Origin of the sequence: Herbiconiux gentiana, assembly GCF_024978135.1 — a bacterium.
In the GTDB taxonomy this organism is placed as follows: Bacteria; Actinomycetota; Actinomycetes; order Actinomycetales; family Microbacteriaceae; genus Herbiconiux; species Herbiconiux gentiana.
Genome location: NZ_JANTEZ010000006.1, coordinates 24,022 through 36,233, shown reverse-complemented (window position 1 = coordinate 36,233; position 12,212 = coordinate 24,022). Strand labels below are relative to the sequence as shown.

The following is a 12,212-nucleotide window of genomic DNA, read 5'->3' as shown; positions in this document are numbered from 1 at the left end:
TGGACAGGAGGTCTGGTCGTCGGTCGGAGGAAGGGCTCGCGTCATGCAGGTAGGTCCACGTGTTGCAGCATCCGCGCGGCGGGTGGTGGCGGTCGCCACCGCGGTCGTCGTCGCGGGGATGGTGGCGGCCCCGCTACCGGCGGTCGGACGTGAGAGCGCGGGTCAGCCGACTCCGCATCTCGTGGAGTTCGAGCTGCCGAGTTCGAAGGGGGCTCCGAACGATGTGGTCGCCGGGGCGGACGGGACCGTGTGGGTCTCGGTTTTCAACGACAAGCAGATCGTCCACGTGAACCGGGACGGTACGGTTCGGTCGGTGGTGCCGCTCTCCGGCGGGCCGACCAGCCTGGCCTCCGACTGGGCGGGCGGGGTCTGGGCGACCGAGTTCGCCTCGAACGCGATCGTGCACGTCGACGACAGCGGCCTGGCCACCGAGTATCCCGTTCCGACGCCGGCGGCGATGCCCGCGAACATCGTCGAGTTCCGCGGCTACGTCTACTTCACCGAGTCCAACACGCAGAAGCTCGGCCGCTTCCATCTGGCCACGAAGACCATGGTGGAGTATCCCCTCGTCGGATCGGTCACCCCGTGGGACCTCAGGGGCGACCTGGCGACTGGCAGCCTCTACATCACCGACACCGGTACGGGCACGGTCTGGAAGCGGTCCATGGATGGTGCGGACCAGGGCAGTTTCGCCGCGGCGTCGGGTGTCTCCTCGTTCGGCCACACGGTGGGCTTCGGCGACCCGGTGACGCACGGCTACTCCGACGGTCAGATCGACGAGCTCGACCCGGCCGCGGGAACACGGTCGACCGTGGTGTCGGGTCGGACGGAGATCGCGGGGGTGGTGGCGGGCGGCGGCTCCCCGGCCGAGGTCTGGTTCGTCGACCGCGGCACCGACTCCTTCGTCGTGGTCGATGACACCGGAGCGACGCAGGAGTTCCCGCTGCCCGGGACCGGCCGCGGGCTCTCGGGGCTCACGATGACCGACGGCCGCTATCTCTGGTCGGCCGAGCGTTCGACGGGCAAACTGGCCCGCATCGACGTCGTCGCCGCGATCGTCACCGACCGCCTGGGCGGCGCGACCCGCTACGAGACGGCGGTGCAGGTGTCGACGGATGCGTATCCGACCGGTGCCGCCATGGCCTTCGTCACGAGCGGCGAGACTTTCGCCGACGCCCTCAGCGCGGGGCCGGTCGCCGGTCTGAATCACGCGCCGCTGCTGCTCACTCCGCGTGCCGGGCTCGCCCCGGTGGTGCGGGACGAACTGGTCAGGCTCGGGCCGTCCCGCGTCATCGTGGTGGGCGGGCCGGTGGCGGTGTCGGAGGGGGCGTTCGACGCCATCCGCGCGGCACTGCCGGACGCGTCGGTGGAGCGCATCGGGGGCGCCGATCGGTACGCCGTGTCCAGCGCGCTCATCGCGTCGAGCCTGGTTCCGCGTGGAAGCGAGAAGATCTACCTCGCGACCGGACGCGACTTCCCCGACGCGCTCTCGGCCGCACCTCGGGCTGTGAACGACAAGACGGCGGTGCTGCTCGTGGACGGCAAGAGCGATCGCCTGAACGCCGCCCAATCGGCCGCGATCGCAACCCAGCTCACGACGAAAGACGGCCGCCCGAAGATCGTCGGCGGGCCTCAGGCGGTCTCGCCGGAGCTGGAGGCCAGCGTCCGCGCGAGCTACAGCACGGTGCAGCGCTTCGGCGGTCAAGACCGGTTCGAGGTCTCGACGGCCATCAACATGGGCTGGACGGCCGGGCCGCCGTACATCGCGAGCGGCGCCGGGTTCGCGGATGCCCTGACCGGAGGGGCGGTCGCCGGTGCGCAGGGCCGCTCGATCATCCTGTCCCGCCAGGAATGCCTGCCGCCGGCGGCGCTCGCGATGATGATCACCACCCAGACCCGCCGCGCGACGCTCCTCGGTGGCGAAGCCGCCCTCGCCCCCGCGGTGAAAGCGCTCACGGTGTGCCCCTGACAGCTCCTCCGAACCCCGGCGAAGCGGCGTAACACCAAACACTCGACACTCCGGCGCGGTCTCGTCACATCGCGATCGTCGAGACGAGACCCGATGAGACGGCGCGGCCGGGGGCGTAGGGGGAGCCGGGCGCACCTGGTGCGGGGCGGGTGGTGCGCCGCGGGGGTGGAGCGGCGAGGGCGCGGCGCGGGTCAGGCGTCGGTGAGGAGGAGGTCGGCCAGGGGGAGGCGGGTGCGGGGCGCGGTCTCGCGGGCGCGGAGGGTGTCGTCGGGGAGGGCGTCGGCCGGGGCGAGGTGGCCGAGGGCCGTGATGGTGACCGGGACGAGGGCGTCGGGGAGGCTGAAGGCCTCGGTCAGCGCGGCCACGTCGAAGCCGCCCATCTGGTGCACGTGCAGTCCGTCGTGGTGGGCCTGCACCGAGAGGTGGGCCATGGCCTGTCCGAGGTCGTACTCTGCCCAGCGGCGGGGCTTGCCGTCGGCGTCCACCACTTCGGCGACGGCCACGATCAGCACGGCGGCCGATCCGGCCCAGACCGAGTTGAAGCCCATCAGGCTGGCGGCGACCGCGTCGAACTCGGGGGTTCCGCGGCGGGCCACGATGAAGCGCGCCGGCTGCGAGTTGGCGGCCGACGGGGACCAGCGGGCGGCCTCGAGAGCGGCCGTGAGCACGGTCTCGTCGATGGCCTTGGCGGCGTCGAAGGAGCGAGGGCTCCAGCGCTCGGCGAGGGTTGTGAGGATCGGCGCACTGGTGGAGGCGGCGCGGTCGAAGGCGGGGCGGGAGGTGTCGGTGATGGTCATGAGGGTGTCCGTTCGTCGAGGCGGGCGCGGCACCTCGTCGTGCCGGCGTAACCGGACTTCAGTCCGGATGAGGGGTGGAACGCGGCATCCGATCGCCCTATTCCCGAGGGCGATGCGGGCCGGCCGGGTGGTGCGGGCTGGGGTCAGGCCGGCCGGGTCGGACTTGCGCCGGGTTCGGGCAGGCCGGGGCCGCGCCGGGGGCGGGCGGCCGGGGTCGCGCCGAGGGCCGGCCAGGCTCGCGCAGGCCGTAGCCGAACTCAGATCGGGCCGTCGGTGCGGCCCGCGCGGTGCTTGCGCACCCGCTTCACCACGAACCAGATCACGGCCCCCGCCACGACCGCGATCACCACGTACTGGAAGATCCCGGCGTACTGCTCCACCACGTGCCACTGCTCGCCCAGCCAGAACCCCGCGAGGATGAACACGGTGTTCCAGATCAGCGAGCCGGCGGTGGTGAGCAGGGCGAACGTGAGCAGGTGCATCCGCTCGATCCCCGCCGGGATGGAGATGAAGCTGCGGAACAGCGGCAGCATGCGCCCGAAGAACACCGCCTTCGGGCCGTGGCGCTGGAACCACGCCTCGGTGCGATCGACGTCGTCGACGTCGACGAGCGGGATGTGGCGCGCGATCGTGCGCATGCGCTCGCGGCCGAGCCAGGCGCCGAGGCCGTAGAGCGCCAGCGCGCCGACGAGCGAGCCGAGCGTGGTGAAGACGATGGCCGCCACGACATTCAGATCGCCGCGGCTGGCCGCGAAGCCCGCCAGCGGCAGGATGACCTCGCTCGGGATCGGCGGGAACAGATTCTCGATCGCCACGGCGAGGCCGGCGCCGGGGGCGCCCAGCGTCTCCATCAGGCCCACCACCCAGTCGCCGATCGGCCCGAGGCTCGCCGTGCCGGAATCGGCGGCGGAGAGGGAGGAGGTCAGTGGGTCGGCGTGCGCCAGGCTCATGCCCTCACTCTATTGAGGGCGGCTGAACCCGGCCTGAAGTGGGTTCAGGATGCTCGCCCAGCGGCCGAGGGCGAGGAGGAGCCACGCGTCAGGACCGCACGAGGCGCGCGATGGCGTCGGTGGCCTCTTTGAGCTTCTGCTCGGCGACCGGTCCGCCCTCGGCGACGGCCTCGACGACGCAGTGGTTCAGGTGGTCGTTCAGCAGCCCGAGCGCCACCGATTCCAGCGCGCTCGTCATCGCCGAGATCTGCGTGAGGATGTCGATGCAGTACTTCTCGTCGTCGACCATGTTCTGCAGCCCGCGTGCCTGGCCCTCGATGCGCTTCAGGCGCTTGAGGTAGGCGGTCTTGTCGGCGATGTAGCCGTGGTGGGCGTGGGCGCGACCACCGCCTCCGTCGCCCTCGCCGGCGGTGGTGGTGTCGACGGCGGGTGCGGGGGTGGCGTCGGGCGACATGGTCACGCTCCCATTCTGGTCGGGCGGAGATCGAGGCGGCGGAGGAGCTGGGCGTTGAGGGCCACGATGATCGTCGAGAGCGACATCAGGATCGCCCCCACCGACATCGGCAGGATGAAGCCGATCGGCGCCAGCACGCCCGCCGCCAGCGGCACCGAGAGCAGGTTGTAGCCGGCGGCCCACCAGAGGTTCTGGGTCATCTTGCGGTATCCGGCCTTCGAGAGGCGGATGACCGACAGCACCGACCGCGGGTCGTCGCTCGCCAGGATGACGCCGGCGGAGGCGATGGCGACGTCGGTTCCGGCGCCGATCGCGATGCCGACGTCGGCCCGAGCCAGGGCGGGGGCGTCGTTCACGCCGTCGCCGACCATCGCGACCTTCCGGCCCTCCGCCTGGAGCTCGGCGACCTTGGCCGCCTTGTCCTCGGGGCGCACTCCGGCGAACACGCGGGTGATGCCGAGCTCGGCCGCGACCGCCTGGGCCACGGGCTCCGCGTCGCCCGTGATCATGACGACCTCGACGCCCTGCCGACGCAGCCCGTCGACCGCGGCGCGCGACTCGGGGCGTATGCCGTCGGCCAGCGTGATCCGCCCGATCTCCTCGTGATCGCGCAGCACGTGCAGCACGGTGTCGCTAGCGGCACCGGCACCGGCACCAGCCGCGGCACCGGTGCCCGCAGCGCGCGCGGGGGCGGCGAGCGGATGCGCGGCGTGCTGCTCGAGCAGGCGGGGGCCGCCCACGTGCACGGTCACGGCCTCGGCCGGGGTGGCGCCGACGCGGGCCGATACGCCGACCGAGGGGGAGGAGGTGAAGGCGGTGGCAGGCGGGAGGGTGAGGCCGCGCATCCGGCCCGCTTCGACGAGCGCTCGGGCGAGGGGGTGCTCGCTGTCGGACTCGGCGGCGGCCGCCAGGGCCAGGACGTCGGACTCGTCGATGCCGGGGGCCGGGGTGATGGAGGTGACGACGGGGGCGCCCAGGGTGAGGGTGCCGGTCTTGTCGAAGAGCACGGTGTCGACGGTGCGCATGGTCTCGAGGGCGAGGCGGTCCTTGACCAGGATGCCCGCCTTCGCGGCGCGCTCGGTGGCGATCGAGACCACCAGCGGGATGGCGAGGCCGAGGGCATGCGGGCAGGCGATGACGAGCACCGTGATGGTGCGGATGACCGCGTCGTCGGGGCTGCCGACGAGCGTCCAGACGATCGCGGTGATCACGGCCGAGCCGAGGGCGAACCAGAACAGCCAGCCCGCGGCCACGTCGGCGATGCGCTGGGCGCGCGAGCTCGAGTTCTGGGCGTCGGTGACGAGGCGCTGGATGCCCGCCAGCGCGGTGTCGTCGCCGATCGCCCTGACGCGGATGCGCAGGGCGGTGTCGGTGGCGACGGTGCCGGCGACGACCGGGGCGCCGGGGCCGCGGGTGACGGGGCGGGACTCTCCGGTGATCATGGACTCGTCGACGGCGGCGGTGCCCTCGACGATCTCGCCGTCGGTGGGCACGCGACCGCCGGGGCGCACGATCACCAGGTCGCCGACGACGAGGTCGGCGGGGGTGACGGTCGAGGTGGATCCGTCGGCGGCGACGCGCTCGGCCTCGTCGGGCAGCAGCGCGGCCAGGGAGTCGAGGGCGGAGGTGGTCTGGGCGAGGGAGCGCATCTCGATCCAGTGGCCGAGCAGCATGATGACGATGAGGAGGGCGAGCTCCCACCAGAAGTCGAGCTGGTGGTCGAGGAGGCCGAGAGTGGCGCCCCAGCTGGCGACGAAGGCGACGGTGATCGCGAGGGCGATCAGAAGCATCATGCCGGGCTGCTTCGCGCGGAGCTCGTCGACACCGCCGGTGAGGAAGGGGCGGCCGCCGATGACGAACATGACGGTGCCGAGGATCGGCGAGATGAGGATCACCGGGCCGTCGGCGGGGAGGTCGTAGCCGAGGATCATGGCGAACATGCCGCTGAAGGCGACCACCGGGATCGCGACGACGAGCATCACCCAGAAGAGGCGGCGGAACATCGCGACGTGGCCGGAGTGGTCGTGGCCGCCGTGGCCCTCGTGGCCGGCGTGGTCGGTGTGCCCCGCATGGCCGTCGTGGTCGTGGTCGTGGTCGTGGTCGTGGCCCGAGTGCTCGGAGTGATCGTGGCCCGAGTGCTCGGAGTGATCGTGCGCCGAGTGCCCGGAGTGATCGTGCGCTGAGTGCCCGTGATGGTCGTGCTCGTGCTCGTCGTGCGAAGCGTGCTGCTGCGGGGCGTGGTCGTGCGCGGGGGAGTGCTGGTGCTCGGGCATGGCATCCACGCTATACCCCCAGGGGGTACCGCGCAACGTCCCGCGCGAGGCGGCGGCGCGCGATGCTACCGTGAGCCCGTGACTGAGGCGCGAGCATCCGGAACCCCCGCCGAAGCGGCGAACGACGGCAAGGCCGCCCGCATCGCCGGAGTGATCGTGGTGGGCATGTGCGCCGCCGTCTGGTGGCCCGCCTTCACGCTCGGCGCCTGGGGAGACTTCTTCTTCGACCAGCTGCTGACCATCTGGGCGGCGGCGACCGGGGCGTTCTTCGTGGTGGTGCTGTTCGGCCGGGGCCGTCGGCGGTGGTGGCGGGCGGCGGCACTGCTCGCACCGAGCCTCTACCTGGCGGCGAACTTCGTCGTGCAGCCCGAGGCGTCCGACGTGGCGACACTCGTGGTGGCGGTGCTGGGCGCCCTGGTGGCGGTGCTCGCGGTGCCGACGACGGTGTGGGTGCTCGCCCGCATCATCTGGCCCGAGTTCGGCGAAGAGGTGTCACCGCGCCGTCGCGTCGTCGTGATCGGCGTGGTCGCCTTCGTCGCGGTGACGTCGTTCCTGCTCGGTGCGAATCAGGCGCACTTCATGACCTGCGGCGAGTTCACGCTCAGCGGCAACTCCGAGCCACCCGGATGCACGCCCGACTCGGTCTACGAGGAGTGAGCAGCGAGCGCTGACCTGAGCGCCGCCGCGAACCCGTCCACGTCGGCCTCGGTGGTGTCGAACGCGCACATCCACCGCACCTCGCCCGCGGCCGCGTTCCAGTCGTAGAACCGGTACGACGAGCGCACCGCGTCGGCCACGCCCGGCGGCACGATCGCGAACACGGCGTTCGACTGCGTCTCCTGCGTGAGCGTCACGCCGGGCAGGTCGACGACGGCCGCCCGCAGCCGCGCCGCCATGGCGTTCGCGTGCGAGGCCGAGCGAAGCCACAGATCCGAGCCGTAGAGCGCGATCAGCTGCGCCGAGACGAAGCGCATCTTCGAGGTGAGCTGCATGTCGAGCTTCCTCAGGAACGGGATGCCGGCCACGGCGTCGGGGTTCAGCACCACGACGGCCTCGCCGTAGAGCAGCCCGTTCTTGGTGCCGCCGAGCGAGAGCACGTCGACGCCCGCATCCGTCGTGAACTCGCGCAGCGGCACACCGAGCGACGCCGCCGCGTTCGAGATGCGCGAGCCGTCGAGGTGCACGGTCATGCCGAGCGAGTGGGCGTGGTCGCTGATCGCCCGGATCTCGGCGGCCGTGTAGGCCGTGCCGAGCTCCGTGGTCTGCGTGATCGAGACGGTCAGCGGCTGGGCGCGGTGCTCGTCGCCCCACCCCCAGGCCTCGACGTCGATCAGCTCGGGGGTGAGCTTGCCGTCGGGCGTGGGCACGGTGAGCAGCTTCAGCCCGGCGACGCGCTCGGGGGCGGCGTTCTCGTCGGTGTGGATGTGCGCGGTCGTCGAGCACACCACGGCGCCCCAGCGCGGCAGCATCGACTGCAGGCCGACGACGTTCGCGCCGGTGCCGTTGAACACGGGGAACGCCTCGGACCGGTCACCGAAGTGGCGCCTGATGACCTTCTGCAGCTCGGCGGTGTAGACGTCCTCGCCGTAGGCCACCTGGTGGCCGCCGTTGGCCTGGGCGATGGCCTCGAGCACCTCGGGGTGCGCCCCGGCGTAGTTGTCGGAGGCGAAGCCGCGGTAGTCCAGGTCGTGCAGAGTCTCGGTCACCCACCGATTCTGCCATCCGCCACGCGCGAGCCCTGCCGCGTGAACGCTCGGGGTCGCGCAAAAGCCCCTCCGGGTCGAGGTGAAGGGACTTTTGCGCGACCCGGCCCGGGTGCGGGCGGGCGAGGGGGCGGATGCTCGGGGTCAGCCCCTGAGGGCGTCGGTGAGCTTCACGCGGGGGCCGGTGCGCAGCAGCGAGTTCGCGTAGATGCGGGAGCCGATCACGACGACGACCGCGGTGGTGGCGAGCAGGACGACGAGCGACACCAGGGGCTCCCACCACTCGGTGTCGCCGAGGAAGAGCCGCAGCGGCATGCCGATCGGGGCCGAGAACGGCACGTACGACATCACCGCCATCACCGTCTCGTTGGAGTTGAAGAAGATGACGAGGAAGTAGGGCAGCATCACGAGCGTGGTCACCGGCGAGGTGACCGAGCCGACGTCCTCCTGGCGGGAGACGAGGGCGGCGCTCGCCGAGTAGAGCGCGGCGATCAGCACGAAGCCGAAGACGAAGAAGACGACGAACCAGGCGATCGCGGGGCCGAGGAGGCCGAGCAGGCCCGACTGCCCGGTGATGGCGAGGCCGAGCACGGCGGCCAGGCCGACCAGTGCGGTCTGGCCGAAGGCGAGCAGGCTGTTGCCGATCACCTTGCCGGCGAGCAGCTCCCGGGCGTTGATCGTCGAGAGCAGGATCTCGACGACGCGCGTCTGCTTCTCCTCGACGACGCTCTGCGCGATGGTCGAACCGAAGGTGACGGCGGCCATGAAGAACACGACACCGAACGCGATGCCGACGATGTAGGCGAGGAAGCCGTCGGAGTCGCCCGGCTCGAGCAGCTGCACCGGAGGGGCGACGCTGAGCAGGGAGACGAGGGTGGTGGGGGTGTCGCTGAGGGCGAGCACTTCGTAGGGGGCCTCGGGGGCGGTGCCGGTTTGGGTCGTGCCGGTGCCGGTCGTGCCGGTCGCGGTGCCGCCGGTCGTGCCGGTGCCGCTCGCGGGGGTCGCGCCTTCGACGGTGCCGGGCAGCACGATCGCCGCCTCGACGTCGCCGTCGCGCACGAGCTGCTCGGCATCCGCGACCGTGGCCGCCTGCGTGACGTCGAGGCGGTCACCGAGCGCCGAGACCAGCGGGGCGGTCTGGGGCACGACCGCGACCTTGGGGGCGCCGGCGTTCGCCGCGAAGATTCCGCCCGCGACGATCGAGCCGAGCACGACCACGAGCAGGATGCCCGTGGAGATCAGGAACGCCTTGCTCCGCAAGCGCATCGAGACCTCGCGCGCCGCGACGAGCCGCACGCCCTGCACGGCCGAGAGGGCGGCGGGACGAGTGGCGCGGGCGGGCCGGGCGGCGTGGCCGGTGGGGGCGGGACGGGTGGCGCTCATCGCACGACCTCCTTGAAGATCTGGGACAGGGTGGGCAGAACGGGGGCGAAACGGCGAACGGGGCCGGTCTCGAGGGCGCGCCGCAGCACGGCCTGGGCCGCATCCTCACCCGAGGGCCCGCGGTCGACCTCGAACACCGCGTAGTCGCCGTCGAGCTCGACCACCCGAACCCCGGGCAGCTCGCGCACCCAGCCGGCGTCGCTCGCGAGGTCGATCTCGTAGCGGGCCGCGGAGTGCTGCTCGCGCAGCTCGTTGCGCGAGCCCTGGGCGCGGATGGTGCCTCCCGCGATCACCACGAGGTCGTCGCAGATGCGCTCCACGATGTCGAGCTGGTGCGACGAGAACAGCACGGGGACCCCGGTCGCCGCGTGCTCGGTGAGCACCGACTGCACGGTCTCGACCGCCATCGGGTCGAGGCCCGAGAAGGGCTCGTCGAGCACCAGCACGCTGGGGTCGTGCACGAGCGCGCCGGCGATCTGGGCGCGCTGCTGGTTGCCGAGCGAGAGGCTCTCGACGGTGGCGTTCGCACGGTCGCCGAGGCCGAGGCGGTCGAGCAGGTCGGCGGTCGAGGACGCGGCGGCCGAGGCCGACATGCCGTGCAGGCGGCCGAGGTAGACGATCTGCTCGGCGACCTTCATCTTCGGGTACAGGCCGCGTTCCTCGGGCATGTAGCCGAACAGGGCGCGGTCGGCGGGCGTCAGCCGCGTGCCGTCGAGCGTCACGGTGCCCCCGTCGCTCGCGAGCACCCCGAGGATGATGCGCATCGTCGTCGTCTTGCCCGCCCCGTTGCCGCCGACGAAGCCGGTCATCCGGCCGTCGCCGACCGTGAAGCTCACGCCGTCGAGCACCCGGTTCGAGCCGAACGACCGGCTCACGTTCTCGATCTCGAGCATGCTGCCCTCCGCTCCCGCGCTGCGAGGTGCCGCGCTGCCTTCACGCTAACGAGCGGATGCACGGCGGCGCGTCCCCCGCGGGACGGGTCTCGGCGCGGACGGGTCCGCCGCGCGGCGGAGGCGGCACGCGCGAGGGCGGGGCGGGCATCCGGAACCCACCCCGCCCTCGCGGCGCGACCCGCAATCGCAGGCGGGCCGTCATTCTCGCGCTGTTACGTGCGGGCCGCGCGCTCGCGGGTCGTGCGCTCGCCCTCGACCTTCACCTTGCCCGGGTTCACGGCGGAGAGCGGACTCGTGATCGCCTCGAGCGGTTTGCGTTCGGAGTTCACCCCGAAGATGAACGCCACGATGCCGCCGGCGAGCATCACGATGCCGGCTCCGATGTAGCCGATCGAGATCGGCCCGCGGTCGGAGCCGTCGCCGATCAGGGTGCCGAAGAGCACCGGGGCGACGGCACCGACGATCTGGCCGATCGAGAAGAAGTACGAGATGACCTGCGAGCGCATCTCGAGCGGGAACAGCTCGCTCACCGTCAGGTACGCCGACGAGGCGCCGGCGCTGGCGAAGAAGAACGACACGCACCAGAAGATCGTCTGGGTGGTGGCGTTCAGCACGTCGGCCTGGAACAGGAAGCCCGAGACGGTGAGAATGATGCCGGCGAGCCCGTAAGTGAGCAGGATCATCTTGCGCCGGCCCCAGGTGTCGAACAGGTGGCCGAGCACGAGCGGCCCGAGCAGGTTGCCGATGGCGAAGGGGAAGAAGAAGTACTGCACCGCGTCGTTCTCGACGCCGTAGAAGTTCTGCAGTGCCAGGGCGTAGGTGAAGAAGATCGCGTTGTAGAGGAACGACTGCGTGATCATCATCGTGAGGCCGACGACCGTGCGGTTGGGGTAGTCGCGGATCAGCACGCTGGCGATCTTCTTGAACGGCACCCGGTCGAGCGGCGTGACCTCGATCGACTGGTCGTCGGGCACCGGGTCGAGCTTCTTGCCCGTCGACTTCTCGACCTGGGCCTCGATGTCGTCGACCGTCTTCTCGGCCTGGTCCTCCTTGCCGTGGGTCATCAGCCAGCGCGGGCTCTCGGGGATGTGCCGGCGCATGTAGATCATGATCAGACCGACCACCGGGCCGATGAAGAACGCGAGCCGCCAGCCGATGTTCTCGGCGAAGTTGTCGGGGTTGAGGAAGAACAGGTTGGCCACCGAGCCGAGGGCGGCGCCGCCCCAGTAGGTGCCGTTGATGGCGATGTCGACGCGGCCGCGGTAGTGGCTCGGGATCAGTTCGTCGATCGCCGAGTTGATGGCGGCGTACTCACCGCCGATGCCGAGACCGGCCACGAAGCGCATCGCGAACAGGAACTCCATGTTCGGCGACAGACCGGCGAGCGCCGAGCCGACGAGGTAGATGCCGAGGGTGATGATGAAGAGCTTCTTGCGCCCCCACTTGTCGGAGAGGCGACCGAAGACCAGGGCTCCGACGACCTGACCGACGAGGTAGATCGTTCCGGCGAGGCCGACCTGGGACGAGTCCATGCCGAGCGACTCCTGGAAGCCGTTCGAGGCGATGATCTGGATCTCCAGGCCGTCGAGGATCCAGGAGACCCCGAGCCCGAACACCACCATCCAGTGGAACCTCGTCCAGGGCAGCCGGTCCATCCTGGCCGGCACCAGGCTCCTCACGGCCTTGGGCTTGGGTGTCGCCCCCGCCGCATCTGTCGTCTTCGACACGTCGCACCTCCGTTTCGCCGGTCGTTCTGCGGGCGGATGCGGATGCGAGTGCGGGCGACGCCG

General features: G+C 71.4%; 10 protein-coding genes. 2 read left to right on the top strand and 8 right to left on the bottom strand.

All coding sequences use genetic code 11. The features are described from left to right. The first annotated feature begins 43 nt into the window (after positions 1-43). A complete protein-coding gene (locus tag NVV95_RS14695) occupies positions 44-1,969 on the top strand; it encodes a cell wall-binding repeat-containing protein (protein WP_259487308.1) in 1,926 nt (641 codons plus the stop codon). A gap of 191 nt (positions 1,970-2,160) precedes the next feature. On the opposite strand, the gene NVV95_RS14690 is transcribed toward NVV95_RS14695, so the two are convergent. The 4 genes from NVV95_RS14690 to NVV95_RS14675 form a co-directional block, all read right to left on the bottom strand. Beyond that, entirely contained in the window at positions 2,161-2,766 is a 606-nt protein-coding gene (locus NVV95_RS14690) for a nitroreductase family protein (protein WP_259487307.1), read from the bottom strand. A gap of 257 nt (positions 2,767-3,023) precedes the next feature. Beyond that, entirely contained in the window at positions 3,024-3,716 is a 693-nt protein-coding gene (locus NVV95_RS14685; RefSeq protein WP_259487306.1) for a DedA family protein, read from the bottom strand. Between the two features lie 88 nt (positions 3,717-3,804). Further along, positions 3,805-4,170, bottom strand: coding sequence for a metal-sensitive transcriptional regulator (locus NVV95_RS14680; protein ID WP_269909055.1), 366 nt, complete (start codon positions 4,168-4,170; stop codon positions 3,805-3,807). A 2-nt stretch (positions 4,171-4,172) separates the two neighbouring features. Next, the gene (locus NVV95_RS14675; protein ID WP_259487304.1) at positions 4,173-6,443 is read right to left on the bottom strand and encodes a heavy metal translocating P-type ATPase; all 2,271 of its coding nucleotides are present in this window, start codon (positions 6,441-6,443) and stop codon (positions 4,173-4,175) included. Between the two features lie 78 nt (positions 6,444-6,521). Here NVV95_RS14675 and NVV95_RS14670 point away from each other — a divergent pair, with 78 nt between their 5' ends. Next, entirely contained in the window at positions 6,522-7,100 is a 579-nt protein-coding gene (locus NVV95_RS14670; protein ID WP_259487303.1) for a hypothetical protein, read from the top strand. Here the strand turns inward: NVV95_RS14670 and NVV95_RS14665 are convergent. From NVV95_RS14665 to NVV95_RS14650, 4 genes are all read right to left on the bottom strand, one after another. Next, positions 7,088-8,149, bottom strand: a complete 1,062-nt coding sequence (locus tag NVV95_RS14665) for a threonine aldolase family protein (protein WP_259487302.1) — start codon at positions 8,147-8,149, stop codon at positions 7,088-7,090. The genes NVV95_RS14670 and NVV95_RS14665 overlap by 13 nt on opposite strands. Positions 8,150-8,290: 141 nt before the next feature. Then, the gene (locus NVV95_RS14660) at positions 8,291-9,529 is read right to left on the bottom strand and encodes an ABC transporter permease (protein WP_259487301.1); all 1,239 of its coding nucleotides are present in this window, start codon (positions 9,527-9,529) and stop codon (positions 8,291-8,293) included. Continuing rightward, a complete protein-coding gene (locus tag NVV95_RS14655) occupies positions 9,526-10,422 on the bottom strand; it encodes an ABC transporter ATP-binding protein (RefSeq protein ID WP_259487300.1) in 897 nt (298 codons plus the stop codon). The genes NVV95_RS14660 and NVV95_RS14655 overlap by 4 nt, the downstream gene beginning before the upstream one ends. A gap of 212 nt (positions 10,423-10,634) precedes the next feature. Continuing rightward, a complete protein-coding gene (locus NVV95_RS14650; RefSeq protein ID WP_310796083.1) occupies positions 10,635-12,149 on the bottom strand; it encodes an MFS transporter in 1,515 nt (504 codons plus the stop codon). Between the last annotated feature and the right edge of the window lie 63 nt (positions 12,150-12,212).